The sequence below is a fragment of the Micromonospora sp. U56 genome, assembly GCF_018070095.1.
GTDB lineage: Bacteria > Actinomycetota > Actinomycetes > Mycobacteriales > Micromonosporaceae > Micromonospora > Micromonospora purpureochromogenes.
In genome coordinates this window covers 1-23,385 of the sequence record NZ_JAGPYL010000083.1, presented here as the reverse complement: position 1 = coordinate 23,385, position 23,385 = coordinate 1, and the positions used below count along the sequence as shown (strand labels likewise).

20 protein-coding genes are annotated in these 23,385 nt (G+C 73.2%); 8 read left to right on the top strand and 12 right to left on the bottom strand.

Going from position 1 to position 23,385, the window contains the following annotated elements:
• Positions 1–25: 25 nt before the first annotated feature.
• On the bottom strand, positions 26–556 hold the full coding sequence (locus KBX37_RS24000) for a hypothetical protein (protein ID WP_210778169.1): 531 nt from the start codon (positions 554–556) through the stop codon (positions 26–28).
• Between the two features lie 351 nt (positions 557–907).
• On the opposite strand from KBX37_RS24000, the gene KBX37_RS23995 reads away from it, so the two are divergent.
• Complete coding sequence (locus KBX37_RS23995) at positions 908–1,891, top strand: endonuclease/exonuclease/phosphatase family protein (protein WP_210778168.1); 984 nt, start codon at positions 908–910, stop codon at positions 1,889–1,891.
• 52 nt (positions 1,892–1,943) lie between these two features.
• Here the strand turns inward: KBX37_RS23995 and cimA are convergent, their stop codons facing one another.
• A complete protein-coding gene (cimA, locus tag KBX37_RS23990) occupies positions 1,944–3,527 on the bottom strand; it encodes a citramalate synthase (protein ID WP_210778167.1) in 1,584 nt (527 codons plus the stop codon).
• Between the two features lie 366 nt (positions 3,528–3,893).
• On the opposite strand from cimA, the gene KBX37_RS23985 reads away from it, so the two are divergent.
• The 4 genes from KBX37_RS23985 (at position 3,894) to KBX37_RS23970 (ending at position 6,331) form a co-directional block, all read left to right on the top strand.
• Positions 3,894–4,454, top strand: coding sequence for a peroxiredoxin (locus KBX37_RS23985; RefSeq protein WP_210778166.1), 561 nt, complete (start codon positions 3,894–3,896; stop codon positions 4,452–4,454).
• Position 4,455: 1 nt separating this feature from the next.
• On the top strand, positions 4,456–4,986 hold the full coding sequence (locus tag KBX37_RS23980) for a carboxymuconolactone decarboxylase family protein (RefSeq protein WP_210778165.1): 531 nt from the start codon (positions 4,456–4,458) through the stop codon (positions 4,984–4,986).
• 90 nt (positions 4,987–5,076) lie between these two features.
• Entirely contained in the window at positions 5,077–5,535 is a 459-nt protein-coding gene (locus KBX37_RS23975; RefSeq protein ID WP_210778164.1) for a PRC-barrel domain containing protein, read from the top strand.
• Positions 5,536–5,602: 67 nt separating this feature from the next.
• Positions 5,603–6,331 carry a tyrosine-protein phosphatase gene (locus KBX37_RS23970; protein ID WP_210778163.1) on the top strand — a complete coding sequence of 243 codons (729 nt, stop codon included), beginning with the start codon at positions 5,603–5,605 and terminating at the stop codon, positions 6,329–6,331.
• A gap of 85 nt (positions 6,332–6,416) precedes the next feature.
• On the opposite strand, the gene KBX37_RS23965 is transcribed toward KBX37_RS23970, so the two are convergent.
• Together KBX37_RS23965 and KBX37_RS23960 are read right to left on the bottom strand one after the other, a co-directional pair.
• A complete protein-coding gene (locus KBX37_RS23965) occupies positions 6,417–7,514 on the bottom strand; it encodes a branched-chain amino acid aminotransferase (RefSeq protein ID WP_210778162.1) in 1,098 nt (365 codons plus the stop codon).
• A gap of 231 nt (positions 7,515–7,745) precedes the next feature.
• Positions 7,746–8,777, bottom strand: coding sequence for a 3-isopropylmalate dehydrogenase (locus tag KBX37_RS23960; protein ID WP_210778161.1), 1,032 nt, complete (start codon positions 8,775–8,777; stop codon positions 7,746–7,748).
• Positions 8,778–8,998: 221 nt separating this feature from the next.
• Here KBX37_RS23960 and KBX37_RS23955 point away from each other — a divergent pair, with 221 nt between their 5' ends.
• Together KBX37_RS23955 and KBX37_RS23950 are read left to right on the top strand one after the other, a co-directional pair.
• Positions 8,999–9,874 carry an FAD:protein FMN transferase gene (locus tag KBX37_RS23955; RefSeq protein WP_210778160.1) on the top strand — a complete coding sequence of 292 codons (876 nt, stop codon included), beginning with the start codon at positions 8,999–9,001 and terminating at the stop codon, positions 9,872–9,874.
• Between the two features lie 361 nt (positions 9,875–10,235).
• The gene (locus KBX37_RS23950; RefSeq protein ID WP_210778159.1) at positions 10,236–10,592 is read left to right on the top strand and encodes a hypothetical protein; all 357 of its coding nucleotides are present in this window, start codon (positions 10,236–10,238) and stop codon (positions 10,590–10,592) included.
• Between the two features lie 63 nt (positions 10,593–10,655).
• Here the strand turns inward: KBX37_RS23950 and serA are convergent, their stop codons facing one another.
• The 6 genes from serA to KBX37_RS23920 form a co-directional block, all read right to left on the bottom strand.
• The gene (serA, locus tag KBX37_RS23945; protein WP_210778158.1) at positions 10,656–12,254 is read right to left on the bottom strand and encodes a phosphoglycerate dehydrogenase; all 1,599 of its coding nucleotides are present in this window, start codon (positions 12,252–12,254) and stop codon (positions 10,656–10,658) included.
• A 186-nt stretch (positions 12,255–12,440) separates the two neighbouring features.
• A complete protein-coding gene (locus KBX37_RS23940; RefSeq protein WP_210778157.1) occupies positions 12,441–12,695 on the bottom strand; it encodes a hypothetical protein in 255 nt (84 codons plus the stop codon).
• A gap of 271 nt (positions 12,696–12,966) precedes the next feature.
• A complete protein-coding gene (gene ilvC / locus KBX37_RS23935; protein ID WP_210778156.1) occupies positions 12,967–13,980 on the bottom strand; it encodes a ketol-acid reductoisomerase in 1,014 nt (337 codons plus the stop codon).
• 86 nt (positions 13,981–14,066) lie between these two features.
• Positions 14,067–14,582 carry an acetolactate synthase small subunit gene (ilvN, locus tag KBX37_RS23930; RefSeq protein ID WP_088963577.1) on the bottom strand — a complete coding sequence of 172 codons (516 nt, stop codon included), beginning with the start codon at positions 14,580–14,582 and terminating at the stop codon, positions 14,067–14,069.
• 59 nt (positions 14,583–14,641) lie between these two features.
• Positions 14,642–16,525 carry an acetolactate synthase large subunit gene (locus KBX37_RS23925; protein ID WP_210778155.1) on the bottom strand — a complete coding sequence of 628 codons (1,884 nt, stop codon included), beginning with the start codon at positions 16,523–16,525 and terminating at the stop codon, positions 14,642–14,644.
• Between the two features lie 262 nt (positions 16,526–16,787).
• Positions 16,788–19,112, bottom strand: coding sequence for a bifunctional diguanylate cyclase/phosphodiesterase (locus KBX37_RS23920; RefSeq protein WP_210778154.1), 2,325 nt, complete (start codon positions 19,110–19,112; stop codon positions 16,788–16,790).
• Between the two features lie 110 nt (positions 19,113–19,222).
• Here KBX37_RS23920 and ilvD point away from each other — a divergent pair, with 110 nt between their 5' ends.
• Positions 19,223–21,070 carry a dihydroxy-acid dehydratase gene (ilvD, locus tag KBX37_RS23915; RefSeq protein WP_210778153.1) on the top strand — a complete coding sequence of 616 codons (1,848 nt, stop codon included), beginning with the start codon at positions 19,223–19,225 and terminating at the stop codon, positions 21,068–21,070.
• A gap of 55 nt (positions 21,071–21,125) precedes the next feature.
• Here the strand turns inward: ilvD and KBX37_RS23910 are convergent, their stop codons facing one another.
• Both KBX37_RS23910 and KBX37_RS23905 read right to left on the bottom strand, forming a co-directional pair.
• Positions 21,126–22,784: a SulP family inorganic anion transporter gene (locus tag KBX37_RS23910; protein WP_210778152.1), complete on the bottom strand. Its 1,659-nt coding sequence runs from the start codon at positions 22,782–22,784 to the stop codon at positions 21,126–21,128.
• Positions 22,785–22,900: 116 nt separating this feature from the next.
• Entirely contained in the window at positions 22,901–23,239 is a 339-nt protein-coding gene (locus tag KBX37_RS23905) for a helix-turn-helix transcriptional regulator (RefSeq protein WP_210778178.1), read from the bottom strand.
• Between the last annotated feature and the right edge of the window lie 146 nt (positions 23,240–23,385).

The window sequence follows — 23,385 nt, the reverse complement described above, 5'->3', positions numbered from 1 at the left end:
GGGCCGGCACCGTAGCCGGCGGTGCTCAGTTGGCGACGACCAGGTGGAACGGGCGGTCGGCCGCTGAGCCACCGGAGGTCCGGGTCTGGACGAAGACCGCGTTGGGGGTCTGGTAGCGCGGCGCGACCGCGACCTGGCCACTGGGCGGGACGTTGTTCGGGTCGTTCGTGCCGATGGTCGCCACGTGCGCCTTCAGCACGACGTTGTAGTCGAGCAGCACCTGGTACTGGCCCGGGCCGTACTTGGTGGTGGACACGACGTTGGCGGAGTGCTGGAGCAGCGTCCCGTTGGCGGCGACGACGGCGAAGGCGACGGCGCCGGCCCCCGGCGGGGCGGCCAGGGTGGCACCCTGCTGCATCGAGGCCTTGGCCTTGCGCGCGTCGGCGGCCGAGACCGGCGGCTGGGTGTTGCCGCCGGGCTGCCGGACGCCGGGCTGGCCGACCTCCGCCCCGGCCCTGGTCGTCGGCTGGGCGGCGGCGGTTCCCCCGCCGGCCAGGGTGAGCGCCAGGACGCCGAGCGTCACCGCCGCCGCCTTGCGCCTGAAGAATGTGGTCATGACAGGTCTCCCCTTTTTCTGACCGTGGCGATACGGCCGACCCGCTTTTTGGGCGAGCCGGATGATTGTTGCCGGACGGGCCGGGTTGACGAAAGCAATACACTTTCGACCGCACCTGAAACGTTGACTCCTCAACGCTTTCTACCCGGCTTGAGCTGGGGTTACTACGCTGTGTTGTGGCGCCACAACCAGGAGGAAGGTAGCACCGGAAAAAGCCGAGCGTCAATAGTCGATCAACGCGCTGCGCATTCATTCCGGATGATTGCCGTAATTGCGAGAGGCGAGGGCTGCACCATTCATGAAACGGGTCGGGGGCCTTGCGGCGCGGGCGTGAGCGCTAGTCTGACGTTCATGATCACCACGGAGCTGCCGGCCCGGACCCGACCGCCGGTACGCGCCCTGCTCTGCTGGCTGGCGGTCGTGCCCGGTGCCGCCTGGGCGCTGGTCCGCCTCGCCGGGCTGGAGCGCGGGCCGCTGGTGCAGGCGGTCGCCTTCACCCCGTACGTCGCGGCCTGGAGCCTGGTCCCGCTGGTGCTGGCGCTCGCCCTGCGGCGCCGCGGGCCGGCGGTGGCCGCGGCCGTGGTGGCGCTGGTGCTGCTCGGCGCGGTGGTCCCCCGGGCGGTCGCCGCCGACCAGCCGGCGGCCGGCGGGCCGGTGCTGCGGGTGCTCACCGCCAACCTGCTCAAGGGCGGTGCCGACGCGCGGACGGTGGTGGAGCTGGTGCGGCGGCACCGGGTGGACCTGCTGGCCGTGCAGGAGTTCACGCCGGCGGCCCGCGACGCGCTCGACCGGCAGGGCCTGACCCGGCTGCTGCCCCACCAGCAGCTCACCCCGGAGGTCGGCACCACCGGCTCCGCCCTCTACTCGCGGCTCCCGCTCACCGAGGGGGGCTTCCGGCGCAACGCCGGCTTCCAGTTCACCCAGGCGTACGCCGTCGTGACGGTGCCGGGGGCGCCCCCGGTGCGGGTCGAGTCGACGCACCCGGCCGCGCCGTACGCGGTCGCCGCGGTCGACGAGTGGTTCACCGACCTGCGGGCGCAGCCCCCGGCCACCCCGGACGGGCCGCTGCGCATCCTCGCCGGCGACTTCAACGCCACCCTCGACCACGCCCCGCTGCGCGCGCTGCTGGCCACCGGGTACGTCGACGCGGCCGACGCCGCCGGGGCGGGGTTCGCCGGCACCTGGGGCCCGTACGACGGCGACCTCATCCCGCCGGTCACCATCGACCACGTGCTGGTCGACCGGCGGATCGCCGTCCGGTCCGTCGCCGTGCACCCGGTGCCCGGCAGCGACCACCGCGCGGTGCTGGCCGAGCTGCGCCTGCCGACGGCCTGACCCCGGCGGGCCCCGACCCGCCCGACGCCGCCCGGCCCGACCGGCTCGGGACTCAGACCCGGGCGCGGTCCAGGCCGTAGGTGAGCGCGTCGACCAGTGCGTGCCAGCTCGCCTCGACCACGTTCGGGTGCACGCCGACGGTGGTCCAGTCGCGGCCGGTACCGTCCGCGGTCTCCAGCAGCACCCGGGTCACCGCGCCGGTGCCGTGGCTGCCCTCCAGGATGCGCACCTTGTAGTCGGCCAGCTCGAAGTCGCGCAGCTCCGGGTAGTGCCGGGACAGGCCGACGCGCAGCGCCTCGTCGAGGGCGTTGATCGGGCCGTTCCCCTCGGCGGTCGCGATCACCCGCTCGCCGCGTACCCGGATCTTCACGGTGGCCTCGGAGACCACCGCGCCGTCCTCGCGGTGCTCGACCAGCACCCGGTAGGACTCCAGCGCGAACGGCCGGGGCGGCGCGGCGTCCGGCAGCTCCGAGCGGACCAGCAGCTCGAACGAGGCGTCGGCCGCCTCGAACGACCAGCCGCTCGCCTCCAGCTCCTTGACCCGGCTGGTGACCTTCGACAGCGCCTCCGGATGGCCGGCCAGGTCCAGGCCCAGCTCGCGGCTCTTGAGCTCGACGCTGGCCCGGCCGGCCATCTCGGTCACCAGGATCCGCATGTCGTTGCCCACCACCGACGGGTCCACGTGGTTGTAGAGCAACGGGTCGACCTTGATCGCGCTCGCGTGCAGCCCGGCCTTGTGGGCGAAGGCGGCGGCCCCGGCGTACGCCTGGTGGGTGTCGGGGGCGATGTTGGCGATCTCGGCGATGGCGTGCGCGACCCGCACCATCTGCTCCAGGCAGCCCTCGGGTAGGACGGGCAGCCCGAGCTTGAGCTGGAGGTTGGCGACGACCGCGAAGATGTCGGCGTTGCCGGGGCGCTCGCCGTACCCGTTGGCGGTGCCCTGGACGTGGCGGACCCCGGCCTCGACGGCGGCGACGGTGTTGGCCACCGCGCAGGCGGTGTCGTTCTGGGCGTGCATGCCGAACAGCTCCGGTGCGATGCCGGTGCGCGCGGTCAGGTCGGCGATCGCGGCGGTCACCATGGACGGCAGCATCCCGCCGTTGGTGTCGCAGAGCACGAACCGCTCGGCGCCGGCGGCGAGCGCCGTCTCGACCACCGCCGCGCCGTACGCCGGGTCGTGCCGGTAGCCGTCGAAGAAGTGCTCGCCGTCGACGAAGACCCGCCGGCCCTGCGCGACCAGGTGGGCGACGGTGTCGCGGATCATCGCCAGGTTCTCCGGGCCGGTGGTGCGCAGCGCCCGCTCGACGTGGCGGAGGTCGGCCTTCGCGACCAGGGCGACCGCCGGGGTCTCGGCGTCGAGCAGCCCGCGCACCTGCGGGTCGGCCGCCACCGGCACCCCGGCCCGGCGGGTGGCGCCGAAGGCGACCAGGACGGCATGCCGCAGGTCCAGCTCGGTCCGTGCCCGGCGGAAGAACTCGGTGTCCTTCGGCACCGCGCCCGGCCACCCGCCCTCGATGAAGCCCACCCCGAACTCGTCGAGGAGCCGCGCCACGGCCAGCTTGTCGACCACCGAGTAGCTGAGCCCCTCACGCTGGGCACCGTCGCGCAGCGTCGTGTCGTACACCTGGAACGTCATGGGAGTGCCTTCCTCACGGACCTCGGGCGGGGGAGCAACAAAAAGACCCCCCGCGGATGCGGGAGGTCTGCGCGCTCGGCGGAGGGGAAGCCGGCGCGCTAGCTGCCAATAATCAGGACGGTGCTGGTCACGGTCGCCACTCTGCCACCCCACCCCCGGTTTTGGGAGGCACAATCCACATTTCGGGACGGTGACCCAGGGTGGCGAATGCCTGATCAATCACCGTGACCCGGGCGGAACGCGCCGCTGGTGATCGACTTCACAAGTCACCCGGCCGCCACCAGGCGGAAACAACGCTGCGGAAGTATCTGGAACCGATCAAGTTACCGGCCCCGCGCCGTTGACAACCGCTGCCAAGGAGGACCCGTGCTCACTGTCGGTGACCGCTTCCCTGAGTACGAACTCACCGCCTGCGTCTCGCTGGACGCCGACAAGGCGTTCGAGACCATCAACCACAAGTCCCACGAGGGCAAGTGGCGGGTGGTCTTCTTCTGGCCGAAGGACTTCACCTTCATCTGCCCGACGGAGATCGCCGAGTTCGGCCGCCTCAACGGCGAGTTCGCCGACCGCGACGCCCAGGTGCTCGGCGTCTCGGTGGACAACGAGTTCGTCCACTACGCCTGGCGCAAGGACCACCCGGACCTGCGCGAGCTGCCCTTCCCGATGCTCAGCGACATCAAGCGCGAGCTGACCGCCGACTGCGGCGTGCTCGGCGAGGACGGCGTGGCGCAGCGGGCCACCTTCATCGTCGACCCGGACAACGAGATCCAGTTCGCCATGGTCACCGCCGGCTCGGTCGGCCGCAACGTCTCCGAGGTGCTGCGGGTGCTCGACGCCCTGCAGACCGACGAGCTGTGCCCGTGCAACTGGAACAAGGGCGGCGAGACCCTGGACGCCAACGCGCTGCTCGCCGGCGCCGGTGCCTGAGATGGGTCTGGACGCGGTCAAGGCGGCTCTGCCCGAGTACGCCAAGGACATCAAGCTCAACCTCGGCTCGACCGTCGGCACCTCGACCCTCAAGCCGGAGCAGGCCTGGGGCACCGCCCTGGCCTGCGCGGTCGCGGCGCGCAACCCGGTCGTGCTGAAGGAGATCGCCGAGGAGGCGACCGCCCACCTCACGCCGGAGGCGATCGAGGCCGCCAAGGGCGCCGCCACCATCATGGCGATGAACAACGTCTACTACCGCGCCAAGCACCTGATCGGCGACGACCAGTACGCCTCGATGCCGGCCCGGCTGCGGATGCAGATCATCGCCCGGCCGGGCGTGGACAAGGGCGACTTCGAGCTGTGGTGCCTCGCCGTCTCGGCGATCACCGGCTGCGGCGTCTGCCTGGAGTCGCACGAGAAGGCGCTGCGTGGTGCCGGGTTCACCCGGGAGCAGGTGCACGAGGGGCTGCGCATCGCCGCCGTCGTGCACGCCGCCGCGGTGGCTCTCGACGCGCAGGCCGCGCTGGCCTGAGCCGGTGGGTGTACCGATCTCCGCAACCGGGTAGGTAGGGATCCGACAGGCAAATCCCCCGAGAAAGTCGAGAAAGGGAGTGTTGACGCCATGGAGCGGCTCGACCCTCGAACGACCCACGGGACGCCGGATCCGCTGACCCAGGGTGGTCAGGGCGCCTTCGCGGGCGGCGCGCCCGCGGGGCGTTTCGATCCGTGGAGCTACCGGGACGACGCCAGGGTGACCGGTGTCGACCTGGCCGGCTACAAGGTGGAGGCGAGTGACGGCGGTATCGGCAAGGTGGACCGGGCCAGCCACGAGGTGAACTCCAGTTTCCTCGTGGTGGACACCGGTCCGTGGATCTTCGGCAAGAAGGTCATGCTGCCGGCCGGCACCGTCAACCACGTCGACCACGACGAGCGGAAGGTCTACGTCGACCGGAGCAAGGACCAGATCAAGGCCGCGCCCGAGTACGACGAGACGACCGACACGGACCCGGCGTACCGGGACAAGCTCGGCGGTTACTACGACGACACCTACTCGTCGATCCCGCCGGGCACGGCCCGGTAACGGAGGCACCTGCAACCAGCGGCCGGTGGGGCACATCGTGGCCCCGCCGGCCGTTACCGTGTCAGGGGTGGACGCCCCGGAGACTCCCTTCCCCACGCTGTTCAACTTCCGTGACGTCGGCGGCTACCGCAACCGGGACGGGCGGACCGTCCGGCACCGCCGGCTCTACCGCTCCGACTCGCTGCACCGGATCGACGAAACCGACCGGGCCGCGTTCACCGCGCTCGGCATCCGCACCGTCATCGACCTGCGTCGTCCCACCGAGGTGGCGCGGGACGGCCGGGTACCGGCCTACGACGGCCTCACCTACCGGCACATCCACCCGGAGCACGCGGACTGGGCGCAGCGCCGGTATGAGCCGGGGGCCAGCCTGGCCCGCTACCTCGCCGACCGGTACGCCGACCTCGCCCAGACCGGCACCGCCGGGCTGGCCGAGGCGGTCGGGCTGATCGCCGACAGCGCCACCGCACCGGTGGTCGTGCACTGCGTGGCCGGCAAGGACCGTACCGGTATCGTCTGCGCGCTCACCCTCTCGGTGCTCGGCGTGAGCGACGCCGACATCGCCGAGGACTACGCGCTGAGCAGCGAGGCGTCGGCCCGGTTCAGCGCCTGGCTGGCGGCCACCGCCCCGCACACCGAGGAACCGCCCCCGCCGTTCCTGGCCTCGCCGGCCGAGGCGATGGCGCTCTTCCTGACCGAACTGCGGCAGGGGCACGGCTCGGTGGAGGGCTACCTGCGCCACGCCGGAGTGACCGACGACCAGCTCGCCGCCCTTCGCGACCACCTGCTCGACTAGCCGGCGTCCCGCCCCGGCCGGCCCCGATTGACCGACCGCCGGCCGCGCCGCAGCACGGCGGCGGGCCGGCGGTCGGCACGAGTGGTCAGAGGACGCGCTGCACCCAGCCGTGCGGGTCCTCGGCCTCGCCGCGCTGGATCGACACCAGCTGCTCCCGCAGCGCCATGGTCGACCGGCCCGGCTCGCCCCCGCCGATGAGGAACTCCCCGTCGGGGAAGCGCACCCGGCCGATCGGGGTGATCACCGCGGCGGTGCCGCAGGCGAAGACCTCACGCAGCCGGCCGCTGGCGGCGTCCGCCTGCCAGTCGGCGAAGCTGACCGGTCGCTCCTCGACCCGGTGCCCGGCCGCGGCGGCCAGGGTGAGCACCGCGTCGCGGGTGATGCCGGGCAGGATCGTGCCGGTCAGCGGCGGGGTGACCAGGGTGTTGTCGTCGTAGACGAAGAAGACGTTCATGCCGCCCAGCTCGTCGACGAACCGGCGCTCCACCGCGTCGAGGAAGACCACCTGGTCGCAGCCGGCCCCGATCGCCTCGGCCTGGGCTGCCAGCGAGGCGGCGTAGTTGCCACCGCACTTCGCCGCACCGGTGCCACCGGGCGCCGCGCGGGTGTAGTCCGGGGAGACCCAGACGGTGACCGGCTTGACCCCGCCGGCGAAGTACGCCCCGGCCGGCGAGGCGATCACGCAGTAGAGGTACTCGTTGGCCGGGCGGACGCCGAGGAAGACCTCGCTGGCGAACATGAAGGGCCGCAGGTAGAGGCTGGCGTCCGGCCCGTCCGGGATCCACTCCCGGTCGATCTCGACCAGCCGGCGCAGCGACTCGACGAACGTCTCCGCCGGCAGCTCCGGCATGGCCAGCCGCTGGGCGGAGGCGATGAACCGGTTGGCGTTGGCCTCGGGCCGGAACATGGTGACCGCCCCGTCCGCCGTCCGGTACGCCTTGAGCCCCTCGAAGATCTCCTGTGCGTAGTGCAGCACGGCGCTGGCCGGGTCCATCGGGATCGGCGCGCGCGCCTCGACCCGGGCGTCGTACCAGCCCTTGCCCTCGGCGTAGCGGATGGTGACCATGTGGTCGGTGAAGACCCGGCCGAAGCCCGGGTTGGCCAGCAGGGCGGCCCGGTCGGCGGCGGATACCGGTGCGGAATTCGGACGGATCTCGAAATCGAGCTTGTCACCACCGCTCATCGCGCTGACCTCCCTGCGGGTCGACGGCGTGCGGGACCGCACACCGAATCACTGGTGCCAGAAACTTACCCCGAACGGTCGTTCAGCGGATAGCTCCGCCCCGGCGGATCGAACGCCCCGGATGGGGCGCCGCGGGGGCCTGCGGAGCAGCGACGACGGTGGGGCCGGAAAGGCCCGGCCCCGGGTGCGGCGGACCCGGGAGGCGGACCGGTCGAGCGTGCGGGCGGCCGGTCAGGCCACGGCGTGGGCGGCGAGCCGGTCGCCGACCTCCGCGGTGCGCAGCGGTACGCCCGGGGTGCGGTTGGCCAGCTCCACGGCGACCGCGGCGGTCACCCGCGCGGCGGCGTCGGCGTCGCCGAGCTGGTCGAGCAGGAGCGCGGCGGAGAGCACCGCGGCCACCGGGTCGGCGAGCCCCTTGCCGGCGATGTCCGGCGCCGAGCCGTGTACCGGCTCGAACATCGACGGGTACGTCCCGTCGGGGTTGATGCTGCCGCTGGCGGCGAGCCCGATCCCGCCGGTGACGGCGGCGGCGATGTCGGTGAGGATGTCGCCGAAGAGGTTGTCGGTGACCACCACGTCGTAGCGCTGGGGCTGGGTAACCAGGAACATCGCGGCGGCGTCGACGTGCTGGTACTCGGTGGTCACGTCCGGGTGCTCGGCGGCCACCGCCGCGAAGGCGCGCGCCCACAGTGAACCGGCGTGGGTCAGCACGTTGGTCTTGTGCACCAGGGTCACCTTGCGGCGCTCGCGCCGGGCGGCCCGGGCGAAGGCGTCCCGGACGACCCGCTCGACCCCGTGCCGGGTGTTCAGGCTCTCCTCGGTGGCCACCTCGGCCGGGGTGTCCCGGTGCAGCACGCCGCCGGCGCCCGCGTAGAGCCCCTCGGTGCCCTCCCGGACGACCACCAGGTCGACCTCGCCGGGCTTGACGTTGGCCAGCGGGCCCGGCACGCCGGGCCAGAGCCGCGACGGGCGCAGGTTGACGTACTGGTCGAAGGCGAAGCGGAGCTTGAGCAGCAGGCCGCGCTCCAGCACGCCCGGCGGGACCGAGGGGTCCCCGACGGCGCCGAGCAGGATGGCGTCGTGATCGGCCAGCTCGGTCAGCACCGCGTCGGGCAGCACCTCGCCGGTGCGGTGGTACCGCGCCGCGCCGAGGTCGTAGCGGATGGTCTCGATCCCGGGGTGCACGGCGTCGAGGACCTTGAGGGCCTGCGCGACCACCTCGGGTCCGATACCGTCCCCGGCCACCACCGCGATCCGTGCCACCTGGCGCTCCTCACCTCGTCGTTCTCGTGCACGGTACGTCGCCGTCCCGCCTCCCGGTACGCATCTTCCAACATTCGGGACATACGGATGCTCAGGAGGCTCCCAGGTGACATTCATGGTGCGGTCATGTCCGCTGCCTATGGTCGATGACGAACGGGTCACGGGGGCCCGTGACGGGATTCGCCGCGGTGCCGCGGTGCCGTCGGCGAAGGAGCGGTGTCATGCGGATCGACCAGCGGTACCGACCGGGCGGGACGAACGAGCAGCCCCGCACCCGGTGGGTGGATCAGGCGGCGTTCGGCCGGCGCCGGCCGGACCTGCGGCTCGGTACCACCAGCCACCGGGTCGACCGCACCGGCGAGGACGCCGTCGACCGGATCGCCGTCCGGCACACCGTAAGCACCAGCACCGCCGAGTACTCGCTCCTGCTCAACGCCCCCGAGCACGTCGGGCGCCGGCTCGTCGGGGACGCGCTGCGCGACGCCGTCGCCGAACTGCGCGCCGTCGACCTCACCTACGGCCCCGGCCGGCCGGACAGCCTGGTCTCCCGGCTGCGCCGCGGCGAGATCGCGCCCGAGTCGTACCCGCCGCTGGCGGACCTGGTGGACCGCTGCGCGGCGATGCGCGCCGCCACCGACGGCTGGTTCGACGCCTGGGCCGTACCCGGTGGTTTCGATCCGGGCGGCCTGCTCAACGGCTGGGCGGTGGAGCGGGCGGCGGCCCGGCTGCGCGCCGCCGGCATCCACGACTACGCTGTGCTCTCCGGCGCGGACCTCACCGTCCGGGGGCACGCCGCGCACGGCGGGCCCTGGCGGGTCGCGGTGCACCACCCGACCGACGGGCGTCGCCCGCCGCTGGTGCTGGAGATGACGGCCGGCGCGGTGGGCACCTCCGGCGTGACGGGCCGCCGGGACCACGTGGTCGACCCGCACACCGGCGAACCCGCCGACCAACTGGTCGCCGCCACCGTCGTCGGGCCCGACCTGGCGGTGGCGGACGCCTACGCCACCGCGCTGTACGCGGCCGGCCCGCCCGGGCTGGCCTGGTTCCGCAACGGCTCGGGATATCAGGCGCTCTTCGCCCACCGGCGTCGCTGAGCGCGGCGGGGGCACGTCGGCCGACCGGTGGAGGGCGTCCACTTCGGTGGCGCGGCCGGCGGGCCCGCGATCGGCCCCCACGGTCTCGGCAACGACCGTGGGGGCCGGTCAGCGACGAGTGCGCGTGGCTCGCGCAATCGAGGGGTGCGGACCGGTCGGCCGGAACGCCTGACCTCGTCACCCGAAGACGGGCCGAGCGCTCCACTCGGCCGGCGACCGCACCGGTACGCTAGCGAATCGACGCAACTCGACGCAAGAGTCTCCACAGCGGACCGTCTCGGACGGACCTCACGTCACCTCGGAGTCGCTCGTCGGCGGGTCCGCTGCATCAAGGTGAACGGCGGATGGCACGCTGTCCGCCGTGAGTTTCGATCTGAGCGTGTGGGCCCTGCCTGCCGGGGCCACACCGGAGGACGTCCGGGCGGCGGTGCGGCGGTGCCGCGAGGGACGCCACGATGACCTGCACCCCGACCCGCGGGTCGTCGCCTTCTACCGGGCCATCACCGCCAGCTACCCGGACCGGCGGGTCGTACCGGGTACGCCGTGGGAGGTGGTACCGCTGCACGCGGCCAACGACCACGTCGAGCTGAACCTCGTGCCGACCTGCGCGGACCAGGTGCTGCTCGACATCGAGCGGCTGGCCGGCCAGCACGACCTGATGCTCTTCGACGCCCAGGACGGCTCGGTCTATCCGCCGCCGTCCCGCGTCGCGGGCTGACCCGCCGTACGGCGAGGGGCCCGGCCGAGACGGCCGGGCCCCCCTGCGTCGTGCCTACCGGTACTACTCGTCGCGCAGGTCGGCGGCGCTGGCCGAGGTCGCGCCGATCGAGTCGGCCGCCGAGGTGAGCAGGTCCGCCCCGAGCGCCTGGTCGACGGTGAGGGTCATCAGCGTCTCGCCGCCGGCCTCCCGACGGGCCACCTGCATGGCGGCGATGTTGACGCCGGCCTCGCCGAGCAGGGTGCCGACGGTGCCGACCACGCCGGGCCGGTCGACGTAGCGCAGGAAGAGCAGGATGCCCTCCGCGCCGATCTCCACGTCGAAACCGTCCACCTCGGTCAGCTTGATGACGTCACGGGTGCCGGTGTTGGTGACGGTGCCGGAGACGCTGACCGTACGGCCGTCGGGCAGCGCGCCGCGGACGGTGACCAGGTTGGGGTGGTCGATCGTCTCGGCCTGCGTCGCGAGGGTCACCTCGACACCGCGCTCGGCGGCCAGGTGCGGCGCGTTGACGTAGGTGACCTGCTCCTCCACCACCGAGCTGAACAGCCCCTTGGTGGCGGCGAGCTTGAGGACCGACACGTCGTGGCTGACGATCTCGCCGCGCACCTCGACGGTGACGTTGGCGGCCACCCCGCCGGCGACGGCGGTGAAGGCCCGGCCCAGCTTCTCGGCCAGCGGCAGCAGCGGGCGGACGTCCTCGGCGACCACGCCGCCGGCCTGCACGTTGACCGCGTCCGGCACGAACTCGCCCTGCAACGCCAGCTTGACGCTCTTCGCCACGGCCAGCCCGGCCTTGTCCTGCGCCTCGTGGGTGGAGGCGCCCAGGTGCGGGGTGGCCACCACGTTGTCGAAGGCGAACAGCGGCGAGGAGGTGCAGGGCTCCTTGGCGTACACGTCGACGCCGGCGCCGGCGACCCGGCCCTCGGCGATCGCGTCGGCCAGGGCCTGCTCGTCGACCAGTCCGCCGCGGGCGGCGTTGACGATCCGGACGCCGGGCTTGACGACCGCCAGCTCCTTCTCACCGATCAGGCCCACGGTCTCCGGGGTCTTCGGCAGGTGGATGGAGATGAAGTCGCTCTCCCGCAGCAGCTCCTCCAGGCCGACCAGGCGGACGCCGAGCTGGGCGGCCCGGGCCGGCTGGATGTAGGGGTCGTACGCGATGAGCCGGGTGCCGAAGGCGGCGATGCGCTGGGCGAAGAGCACGCCGATGCGGCCCAGGCCGACCACGCCGACGGTCTTGCCCTGCAGCTCGACGCCGGTGTACTTCGACCGCTTCCACTCCCCCGCCTTGAGCGCGGCGCTGGCCGCGGCGGTGTTGCGCGCGACGGCGAGCAGCAGCGCGACGGCCTGCTCGGCGGCGGAGACGATGTTGGAGGTGGGAGCGTTGACGACCATGACGCCCCGCGCGGTGGCGGCCGGCACCTCGACGTTGTCCAGCCCGACGCCGGCCCGGGCGACCACCTTGAGCCGCGGCGCGGCCGCGATCGCCTCGGCGTCGATCTGGGTGGCGCTGCGCACGATCACCGCGTCGGCCTCGGAGAGCGCGGAGAGCAGGGCCGGGCGATCGGTGCCGTCGACGTGGCGTACGTCGAAGTCGTGGGCGAGCACCTCGATGGCGGCGGGGGCGAGTTCTTCGGCGATCAGTACGACAGGATTCATCGGTCCTCGTAGACGTCGTATGCGGTCGGCCCGGGGCGTCGGGACGCCGCGCTGCGCCCTGCGCTGATCCGTGCCATGGCCGGGTAGGTGCCGGCTACGCACCTACCAGGGATCGTAGGTGGCCCGATGCCCGACGTGTCCCGGACGGCGGGGTGAGGGCCCTCACACAGGGTCGTCGCACGCTCGTCATCCCGCGTTCACCCGGCGCACCCGGTGGCGCGGCCCGGGCACAACGGAGCGCAGCACCTTCCCGGGGAGGGAACCGGCCGTGTCCCCCACCGTCCGCATCGCCCTGCTGCGCCGGCTGGCCAGGCGGGCGCCGCTCCGGTTCGGCCCGCCGCCGGCCGAGGCGTTGGTCACCCGGTCCCAGCACGTGGGCAGCCGGCCGAGCGCCACCGCCCGGCGCGTGCGCTCCGGCCCACCTGCGCCGGGTGGGTCCACGGACCGGCCCTCCGTTTGAGCCCGCACGCAGCGTGACGGACACCGACGCGGGACATACGGTGAGCGACATGCCTCGGCGGCATGAAAATGACTGTGCGGCATACGGCTCGACGGGGCACCGGAGTGTCCGCGGCGACACGCCGGCTCGACGGCGACGCGGTTCCTTCCCTCGGCGCGAGGTCGCGAACCATCGCGGCCCGCGACCCGACGCCGGGGAGAGCGTCGGGTCGCGGGCCGCGTCGCGGCGGCCCCGCCGGGGCGGGGCCGCGGGTCAGGCGGTCTCGGTGATGGGCCGGTCGACCCAGCTCATCATCGCGCGCAGCTTCTGGCCGGTCTCCTCGATCGGGTGGGCCGCGCCCTCGGCCCGCCACTTGGCGAAGTTCGGCCGACCGGCCTCGTCCTCGGCCACCCACTCGCGGGCGAACTCGCCGGACTGGATCTCACCGAGGATCTTGCGCATCTCCTCCTTGACCCGGGAGTCGATGACCCGGGGGCCACGGGAGAGGTCGCCGTACTCGGCGGTGTCGGAGACGCTGTAGCGCATCCGGGCGATGCCGCCCTCGTACATCAGGTCGACGATCAGCTTCAGCTCGTGCAGGCACTCGAAGTAGGCCACCTCGGGGGCGTAGCCGGCCTCGGTGAGCACCTCGAACCCGGTCTGCACCAGCGCCGCCGCGCCGCCGCAGAGCACCGCCTGCTCGCCGAAGAGGTCGGTCTCGGTCTCCTCGGTGAAGGTGGTCCGGATCGCGCCGGCCCGGGTGCCGCCGATGCCCTTGGCGTACGACAGGGCGAGCTGGAACGCGGTGCCGCTGGCGTCCTGCTCGACGGCGACCAGGCAGGGCACGCCCTTGCCGTCGACGTACTGGCGGCGGACCAGGTGACCGGGGCCCTTCGGGGCGACCATCGCCACGTCCACGTCGGCCGGCGGCTTGATCAGGTCGTACCGGATGTTGAAGCCGTGGCCGAAGAAGAGCGCCTTGCCGGGGGCGAGGTTGGGGGCGATCGCCTCGGCGTACAGGCCGCGCTGCGCGGTGTCCGGCGCCAGGATCATGATGACGTCGGCCTCGGCGGCCGCCTCGGCCGGCGTGAGCACCCGCAGGCCCTGCTCCTCGGCCTTCGGCCGGCTCTTCGAACCCGCCGGCAGGCCGATCACCACGTCGACGCCGGAGTCCCGCAGCGACAGCGCGTGGGCGTGACCCTGGCTGCCGTACCCGATCACCGCGACCTTACGACCCTGGATCAGGCCCAGGTCGGCGTCGTCGTCGTAGTACACCTCAACGCTCATTGACTTCCCTTTCGTACGGCGGTCCGAGCGGCCCGTCGTGGACATGTGCGGTGGTTCGGGCGGCGCGGAGCGCCGGCGAGGTCAGATCAGGCGGCGCGCAGCGCGGGCCCGGCGGTGATGGAGCGCGAGCCGCGCCCGATCGCCACCGTGCCGGACTGGACCATCTCCTTGATGCCGAACGGTTCGAGGTCGCGCAGCAGCGCGTCCAGCTTGTCGGGGGTGCCGGTGGCCTCGATGGTCAGCGTGTCCGGCGCGACGTCGACCACCCGGGCCCGGAACAGGTTGACCGTCTCCAGCACCTGCGCCCGGGCGTTGCGGTCCGCGCGGACCTTGACCAGCAGCAGTTCCCGGGCCACCGAGACCTGCGGGTCCAGCTCCACGATCTTCAGTACGTTGACCAGCTTGTTGAGCTGCTTGGTCACCTGCTCCAACGGGGACGACTCGGCGTTGACCACGATGGTGATCCGGGAGACGTCCGGGTTCTCGGTCTCGCCCACGGCGAGGCTGTCGATGTTGAACCCGCGCCGGGAGAACAGGCCGGAGACCCGGGCCAGGACACCCGGCTTGTTCTCCACCAGGACCGAAAGGGTGTGCAGAGTCATCGTGTCTCCTTCGTCATGCCCTCATGGCCCTCGCTGCGCTCGGTGCATTCGGTCATGACCTAGATCTCGTCCTCGTCGAAGGCCGGGCGGACGCCACGGGCGAACATGATCTCGTCGTTGCTGGTGCCGGCGGCCACCATCGGCCAGACCATCGCGTCCTTGCCGACCACGAAGTCGATCACGACGGGCGCGTCGGTGATCGCCATCGCCGCCTCGATCGTCTTGTCGACGTCCTCGGGGGTCTCGCAACGCAGGCCGACGCAGCCGAGCGCCTCGGCGAGCTTGACGAAGTCCGGGATGCGGTGCTTGTGGGTGCCCAGCTCGGTGTTGGAGTACCGCTCACCGTAGAAGAGGGTCTGCCACTGCCGGACCATGCCGAGGTTGCCATTGTTGATCACGGCGACCTTGATCGGGATGCCCTCCAGCGCGCAGGTGGCCAGCTCCTGGTTGGTCATCTGGAAGCAGCCGTCGCCGTCCACCGCCCAGACCACCGTGTCCGGCCGACCGACCTTGGCGCCCATCGCCGCCGGCACGGCGTACCCCATGGTGCCGAGGCCGCCGGAGTTGAGCCAGGTGCCCGGCTTCTCGTACGAGATGAACTGGCTGGCCCACATCTGGTGCTGGCCCACGCCGGCCACGTAGACCGCGTCCGGGCCGGCGATCTCGCCCAGCCGCTTGATCACGTACTGCGGGGCGAGGGTGCCGTCGGCCGGCTCCTCGTACCCCAGCGGGTAACGCTGGCGCAGGTCGTCCAGCTGGGTCCACCAGTCGGCCAGGTCGGACCGGTGGCCGGCCTTGCGCTCGGCGGTGACCGCGGCGATCAGCTCGTCGATGACGTGCTTGGCGTCACCGACGATCGGCACGTCCGCGTGCCGGTTCTTGCCGATCTCGGCCGGGTCGATGTCGGCGTGCACCACCGTGGCGTCCGGGGCGAACGAGTCCAGCTGGCCGGTGACCCGGTCGTCGAACCGGGCCCCCAGCGCCACGATCAGGTCAGACTTCTGCAGGCCGTACACCGCGGCGACGGTGCCGTGCATGCCGGGCATGCCCAGGTGCTGGCGGTGCGAGTCGGGGAACGCGCCCAGCGCCATCAGCGTGGTGACCACCGGGATGCCGGTCAGCTCGGCCAGCTTGCGCAGGCCCTCGGTGGCGCCGGCCTTGAGCACGCCGCCGCCGACGTAGAGCACCGGGCGGCGGGCCATGGCCATCAGCCGGGCCGCCTCGCGGATCTGCTTGCCGTGCGGGTGCAGGGTCGGCCGGTAGCCGGGCAGGTCCAGGGTGGGCGGCCAGGCGAAGGTGGTCGGTGCCTGGAGGACGTCCTTGGGGATGTCGACCAGCACCGGCCCGGGCCGCCCGGTGGAGGCCAGGTGGAAGGCCTCGGCCAGCACCTGCGGGATCTCCTCCGGGGTCTGGACCAGGAAGTTGTGCTTGGTGATCGGCAGCGTGATGCCCTGGATGTCCGCCTCCTGGAAGGCGTCCGTGCCGATCGAGGGCCGCGCGACCTGACCGGTGATCGCGACCATCGGCACCGAGTCCATGTACGCGTCGGCGATCGGGGTGACCAGGTTGGTCGCGCCCGGGCCGGAGGTGGCGATGCAGACGCCGACCCGGCCGGTGGCCTGCGCGTACCCGGTGGCGGCGTGTCCGGCGCCCTGCTCGTGGCGGACCAGGATGTGCCGCACGGTCGAGTCGTAGAGCGGGTCGTACGCGGGCAGGATCGCCCCGCCGGGGATGCCGAAGACGACGTCGACGCCGAGCGCCTCGAGGGACCGCACGAGCGAGGCGGCCCCGGAGACCTGGGCCGGGGCGGGCTGCCGTACGGCCGGGGTGGCCGCGGCGGCCCCGCGCGGCGCGCGGCTGTGGTCGGCGTCGCCGGCCGGCTCGGTGGCCGTGCGCGCCCGCCGGGCGGAGTGGGCGAGTGTCTCTGGCGTGGGTCTCGTCATGGCGGTTCAGGCCTTCGGCTGGAGGGTGGAGGCTCTTTCGACACGTGCGACGCGGGCGGGGCCCGCCCGGTGGAGTCCGACGGCAATAAAAACGGCCCTCGTGCAGATGCACGGGGCCAGCGCACTCTCGGTGAGGGAGAGTGCGCTCAGGTAAGTACTCGCTGCGACGGGATCGACGACATGTGGACCAGCCTGACGCATCTCACGCGATGAGTCAACTGATCCCACATGTTGGTTCACGAACGGGGGACACCGTCTCCCGTCACGGGCTGGCGACCGGTCCGACCTGCGCGGATCCCGTCCCACCGACGCGCGGCGCCGGCACCGGCCGGCGAGCGGCGAACGGCGTGGCCGGCAGCGGCCCCGGGCGGGCGCCGGGCGAGGTGGCGGCGTCCAGCATCGCCTCCAGGTGCTCGGCCGGCACGCCCCAGCCGAAGAGCGCGCCCTGGCCGAACCGGCAGCCGGCGGCGACCACCGCCGCCAGCTCCGTCGGCGTGGTGACGCCCTCGGCGATCACCTCCAGCCCGAGCTGGTGCCCGAGGCGCATGACGATGTCGACCATCGGGGCGAAGGCCGGCCCGTCGGTGTCCACCGGGCGGACCGGCTCGTGCTCGGCGACCAGGCTGTGGTCGATCTTGAGGATGTCGATCGGCAGCCGGCGCAACTGGCCGAGGGACGAGTAACCCGCGCCGAAGTCGTCCAGCGCGATCCGCACGCCGGTGCGCCGCAGCGCGGTCAGCCGCCGGATCAGCTCGTCGAGGTCGGTGGCGACGGCGTGCTCGGTGACCTCCAGCACCAGCCGCTGCGGCGGCACGTGGTGGGCGCGCAGCGCCTCGGCCACCTGGACGACGTACTCCGGGGCGTGCAGCTCCCGCGGGGAGACGTTGACCGAGACCCAGACGTCGTGGCCGTCGGCCAGCCAGCGGGAGAGCTGCCAGCAGGCCTGGTGCAGCACCCAGGCGCCCAGCTTGGCGATCATCCCGCACTCCTCGGCGAGCGGGATGAACTCGTCGGGGCGGACGTTGCCCAGCTCCGGGTGGTGCCAGCGCAGCAGCGCCTCGGCGCCGACCGGGCGGACCGAGGGCAGCGAGGCGACCGGCTGGAAGACCAGCCGCAGCTCGTCGCGCTCGATCGCGCCGCGCATCTCGTGCTCCAGCCGGGTCCGCCGCAGCAGGAGCTGGTCGTGCGTGCCGTCGTAGCGCTCGATGCGGTTCTTGCCACGCTGCTTGGCGTACCGCAGGGCCAGGTCGGCGTGGCGCAGCAGGGCCACCGAGTCGGCCTCGCCGCACTGCCCGGCCAGCCCGATGCTCACCGAGAGGAAGACCGGCCCGTTCGGCTGCTCGTACGCCCGGCCGAGCACCCCGAGCAGCCGGTCGGCGACCACGTCGGCGTCGGCCGGCCGGCCGCGCATCAGCACGGCGAACTCGTCGCCGCCGAGCCGGGCGGCCAGGTCGCCGGGGCGCAGGTTGCCCCGCAGCCGCCGGCCCACCTCGGCCAGCACCATGTCGCCCACGTCGTGGCCGCGCATGTCGTTGACGTTCTTGAAGCCGTCCAGGTCGAGCCCGAGCAGCACGCACCCGACGCCCTCGTCGGCGCAGCGCTGCAGCTCCCGCAGCAGGCCCCGCCGGTTGGCCAGCCCGGTCAGCGGGTCGGTGTGGGCCAGCTCGCGGAAGTGCTTCTCGCGCTCGGCCAGCCGGCCGGCGTACCCGCGCATGTCGTTGAGGGTGAGGTACTGCCGGGCCACCAGCGCGAACCCCTCGACGCTGCCGGCGACGATGCCGAGCGCGTCGAAGCGCCCACCCTGGGCCAGGTGGTACATCGCCGAGGCCGCCATCGCGAACATCGGGACGAAGGCGTACGCGCCGTCCCGGCGGATCAGGTCGACGTCGACCTGCCCCGGCACCTCCACCCGGTGCACCGCCAGCGCGACCGCCAGCAGGCCCACGGCGAGCAGCGCGGCGCTGGTCAGGGTCATCCCCGGGCCGCCCTGGCAGACCCCGCCGGCCACGCCCAGCCCGCCGGCGGCGACGCCGGTGATGCCGACGCCGAGCAGCCCGAACCGGCCCCGGGGCGGAGCGGCACGCAGCAGCACGGTCAGGGTCACCCCGACGGTCAGCGCGGCGTTGACCGTGGCCAGCAGGATCGCCGGGCAGGCCACCGGGGTGGCCGACCCGAGCAGCCGGGTCGGCGCGGAGAAGAGCACCCAGCCGACGAACCAGAGGGCCGTCGCGACGATCAGCGCGTCCAGCAGCAGCCGCGCGGTCGCCGGCCGGGACACCACGGCCCCCGGCAGGCGGAGCAGCCCGGCGGCGGCGGCCAGGCCGCTCAGCGTCACCGCGACGGAGATCAGGACGGGCCACCCGGTGAGTCGCGCCGGGTGCGGCGCGTGGTGCGGGTCACCGAGCACCAGGCCCATTCCGACCAGCAGGCCGACCACGGCGAACCCGCCGGCGGCGGCCAGCAGCGCGTACGGCCGGCGGTCCGGGCCGCTGCGACGCCGGACCGACCCGACGAGCAGCAGGGTGGCGGTCACGGCGACCAGGGCGCTGGGGAGCGCGACGGCGACCATGCCCGGGGGGAAACGCACGTCCTCAACTGTGCCGGATCCGTGCCCCGCGCGGGGCACCGGGTGTGCATCTGTTGGGACACGCTCGGACCGCCGGGGCCCACCGCCGGGACGGTGCAAGACTGGTATCCATGCCTGAGCTGCGGTCGAGGACCTCCACCCACGGTCGGACGATGGCCGGCGCCCGGGCCCTCTGGCGGGCCACCGGGATGACCGACGACGACTTCGGCAAGCCGATCGTCGCCATCGCCAACAGCTTCACCCAGTTCGTCCCGGGTCACGTACACCTGAAGGACCTCGGCGGCCTGGTCGCCGACGCGGTGGCCGAGGCCGGCGGGGTGGGTCGCGAGTTCAACACCATCGCCGTCGACGACGGCATCGCCATGGGCCACGGCGGCATGCTCTACTCGCTGCCCAGTCGGGAGCTGATCGCCGACGCGGTCGAGTACATGGTCAACGCGCACTGCGCGGACGCCCTGGTCTGCATCTCCAACTGCGACAAGATCACCCCGGGGATGCTGCTGGCCGCGCTGCGGCTGAACATCCCGACCGTCTTCGTCTCCGGCGGGCCGATGGAGGCCGGCAAGACGGTGGCGATCGAGGGGATCGTGCACTCCAAGATCGACCTGATCGACGCCATGATCGCCTCGTCCAACGAGGCGGTCACCGACGACCAGCTCGGCGAGATCGAGCGCTCCGCCTGCCCGACCTGCGGCTCCTGCTCCGGCATGTTCACCGCCAACTCGATGAACTGCCTCACCGAGGCGATCGGCCTGGCGCTGCCCGGCAACGGCTCGACGCTGGCCACCCACGCCGCGCGCCGGTCGCTCTTCGTCGAGGCCGGCCGCACCGCGGTGGAGATCGCCAAGCGGTGGTACGACGGCGACGACGCCTCGGTGCTGCCCCGCGCCGTCGCCAGCCGGGCCGCCTTCGAGAACGCGGTCGCCCTGGACGTGGCGATGGGCGGGTCGACCAACACGATCCTGCACCTGCTCGCCGCCGCCCGCGAGGCCGAGCTGGACTTCCAGGTGGCCGACATCGACGCGATCTCCCGCCGGGTGCCCTGCCTGGCCAAGGTCGCTCCGAACTCACCGCAGTACCACATGGAGGACGTGCACCGGGCCGGCGGCATCCCCGCCATCCTCGGCGAGCTGGACCGGGCCGGCCTGCTCCACCGGGACGTGCACGCCGTGCACTCCCCCTCGCTGGAGCGCTGGCTGGCCGACTGGGACGTGCGGGGCGGCTCGCCGACACCGGAGGCGGTCGAGCTGTTCCACGCCGCCCCGGGCGGGGTGCGCACCACCGAGCCGTTCTCCACCAGCAACCGCTGGTCGTCCCTGGACACCGACGCGGCCGGCGGCTGCGTCCGGGACCGGGAGCACGCGTACTCGGCCGACGGCGGGCTGGCCATCCTGTACGGCAACCTCGCCCCGGACGGCTGCGTGGTGAAGACCGCCGGGGTGCCCGAGGAGTGCCTGACCTTCCGCGGTCCGGCGAAGGTCTACGAGTCGCAGGACGACGCGGTCTCGGCGATCCTGGCCAAGCAGGTCGTCGCCGGGGACGTCGTGGTGATCCGCTACGAGGGCCCGAAGGGCGGCCCCGGCATGCAGGAGATGCTCTACCCCACCTCGTTCCTCAAGGGCCGGGGGCTCGGCCGGGCCTGCGCGCTGCTGACCGACGGCCGCTTCTCCGGCGGCACCTCCGGGCTCTCCATCGGGCACGTCTCCCCCGAGGCGGCCTCGGGCGGCCTGATCGCGCTGGTCGCCGAGGGCGACGAGATCGTCATCGACATCCCCGGCCGGTCCATCGAGCTCAACGTGCCCGACGACGTGCTCCAGGCGCGCCGGGTGGCCGAGGAGAAGCGGGAGCGGCCGTACACCCCGGTCGACCGGCAGCGGCCGGTGTCGGCGGCGCTGCGCGCGTACGCCTCGATGGCGACGTCGGCCAGCGACGGCGCGTACCGGCGGGTGCCCGAGTAGCTCTTGGCGTCGGCTGTCCTCGGAGCGAAGGTCGTACCGAGCCGCCGCTACCCGCTCACTGCGTGGCCCCGGCCGTCACGCCGAGGGCGATGGGGCGGGCGTGGCGAATGGCGGCCGGGGTGTCCGGGAAGACCAGGCCCTCCCGGCGCAGCTGGTCCGCGACGCCGAGGGTGGCCAGCACCTGGTCGTGGCCGGGGGTGATGCCGGAGAGCAACACGGTGATTCCCCGCCCCCGCAACCGGGTGATCGCGTCGCCGAGGACCTGCGCGCCGGTGGCGTCGATGGTCGACACCCGGGACATCCGCAGGATCACGACCCGGACGTCCGCGACGTCGGAGAGTTCCAGCAGGAAGGTGTGGGCGGCGGCGAAGAAGAGCGGCCCGTCCAGCCGGTACGCGACGATGTGCTCGGCCAGCAGGGCGTGTTCCTCGGCGCTGTGGTCCCCGGCGTCGAGCGGGACCTGCTCCAGCCGCGCGCTGCGGGCCACTGCGCGCAGCGCGACGACAACCGCGACGGCGACGCCGACCGCGACGGCGGTGACCAGGTCCCAGATGACCGTGACGGCGAAGGTGAGCACGAGCACCAGCGCGTCGCCCCGGGTGGCCCGCGCGAGCGCCCAGAGCGAACCCGCCTCGACCATCCGGACGGTCGTGGCGAGCAGGACGCCGGCCAGGGCGGCGAGGGGGATCCGGCCGACCAGGGGCGCGGCGGCCAGCACGATCACCGCGAGCGCGACGGCATGGGTCAGTGCCGCCAGTTTCGAGGACGCCCCGGCGCGGACGTTGACCGCCGTCCGGGCGATCGCGGCGGTCGCGGGAATGCCACCGAAGAGCGGGGAGGCGAGGTTGGCCAGGCCCTGGCCGAAGAGTTCCCGGTCCGGGTCGTGCCGCTCGCTGACGGTCATCCCATCGGCCACGGTGGCCGACAGCAGGCTCTCCAGCGCGGCGAGCGCGGCCACCGCGAGCGCTGAGGGCAGCAGCACACTGGCCGCGCCGAGGTCGAGGAAGTCCAGCGACGGCGCCGGCAGGCCCTGCGGCAGGGCGCCGATCCGAACCAGCTCGACCGGGGTGGTCTCGGCCAGCACCGTCGCGGCGGCCACCCCGAGCAGCGAGAACGGCAGCCCGGGCCGCCACCGGGCGCCGAGCAGCATCAGCGCCGCGACACCCAGGGCCACCGCAACGGCCGCCGGCCGAGGGTGTACGACGAACCGGACGACCGCGTCGGCAGCCACCGCCCAGACCCGGTCGCCCTCGGCGTCGGTCACGCCGAGCGCGGCCGGCACCTGTTGCAGGGCGATGACCACCGCGATGCCGGCGGTGAAGCCCTCGATCACGGGGGCGGGCAGGTAGCGGACGTACCGGCCGAGGCGGGCGAGGGCCAGGGCGACCAGGATCAGTCCCGCCATCGCGCCGACCATCAGCACCCCGGTCGGGCCGAACTGCTGCACCACCGGCACCAGCACCACCGTCATCGCGCCGGTCGGGCCGGACACCTGGAGGTTCGAGCCGCCGAAGATGGCGGCCACCGCGCCGGCCACCACGGCGGTGACCAGCCCGGCCTGCGCGCCCAGCCCGGAGGTGACCCCGAAGGCCAGGGCCAGGGGCAGCGCGACCACCGCCACGGTCAGCCCGGCGAGCAGGTCCCGGCGCGGCGAGCGGCGGACGGCGGCCCAGTCGGCGCGGCCGGGAAGCAGCCCGAGCACCCGCCGTTTCACCAGGCCGGGAACGCCCTGCCGCCGGTTTGAGCCTGGTACCCGCGCTGAGCCCCGCGGTCCGCGGACGCTCTCCTCCGGGCGGGCGGACGGTTGTGGTTGGTGGCCCGCCGCCCTGCTCACCGGTCCCGCCCGTCGGCGCGCAGCTCGTCGAGGAGCGCGTCGCGGTCGGTGAGGACCGCCCCGAGAATGCGCCGCCCGGCGGCCAGCAGGTCGGCCACGTCGGGAGTGCTGAGCGCGTACATCACCAGGGGGCCGTCCCGGTAGGAGGTGGCCAGGCCGGCGCGGCGTAGCACGGCGAGCTGCTGGGAGAGGTTGGACGCCTCGACGTCGATGGTCGCCAGCAGGTCACGGACGGGCTTGGGGCCGTCCTGGAGCAGTTCGAGGACCCGGATCCGCACCGGGTGCCCCAGGGTGCGGAACAACTCCGCCTTCGCCTGATACAGCGGCACCGACACGCCCGTCGTCTCCCCCATCCCGTGGTTGACCATCATCGCCTTGAACACTTTAGCACTTGAAGAGTTCTTCAAGCGGGGGTCGGTCCGGGCCACTCCGGGGGGACGGGAGTGCGCCACGCCCACGGCCGGGTGGCGGTGGGCAGGCG

Bases quoted from the DNA above. Each gene is read 5' to 3' on its own strand.
- KBX37_RS23955 (WP_210778160.1), top strand. From the start codon at position 8,999: ATGCGGATCGACCAGCGGTACCGACCGGGCGGGACGAACGAGCAGCCC.
- cimA (WP_210778167.1), bottom strand. From the start codon at position 3,527: ATGACGTTCCAGGTGTACGACACGACGCTGCGCGACGGTGCCCAGCGT.
- ilvC (WP_210778156.1), bottom strand. From the start codon at position 13,980: ATGAGCGTTGAGGTGTACTACGACGACGACGCCGACCTGGGCCTGATC.
- KBX37_RS24000 (WP_210778169.1), bottom strand. From the start codon at position 556: ATGACCACATTCTTCAGGCGCAAGGCGGCGGCGGTGACGCTCGGCGTC.
- KBX37_RS23965 (WP_210778162.1), bottom strand. From the start codon at position 7,514: ATGAGCGGTGGTGACAAGCTCGATTTCGAGATCCGTCCGAATTCCGCA.
- KBX37_RS23925 (WP_210778155.1), bottom strand. From the start codon at position 16,525: ATGACGAGACCCACGCCAGAGACACTCGCCCACTCCGCCCGGCGGGCG.
- ilvN (WP_088963577.1), bottom strand. From the start codon at position 14,582: ATGACTCTGCACACCCTTTCGGTCCTGGTGGAGAACAAGCCGGGTGTC.
- KBX37_RS23980 (WP_210778165.1), top strand. From the start codon at position 4,456: ATGGGTCTGGACGCGGTCAAGGCGGCTCTGCCCGAGTACGCCAAGGAC.
- serA (WP_210778158.1), bottom strand. From the start codon at position 12,254: ATGAATCCTGTCGTACTGATCGCCGAAGAACTCGCCCCCGCCGCCATC.
- KBX37_RS23995 (WP_210778168.1), top strand. From the start codon at position 908: ATGATCACCACGGAGCTGCCGGCCCGGACCCGACCGCCGGTACGCGCC.
- KBX37_RS23975 (WP_210778164.1), top strand. From the start codon at position 5,077: ATGGAGCGGCTCGACCCTCGAACGACCCACGGGACGCCGGATCCGCTG.
- ilvD (WP_210778153.1), top strand. From the start codon at position 19,223: ATGCCTGAGCTGCGGTCGAGGACCTCCACCCACGGTCGGACGATGGCC.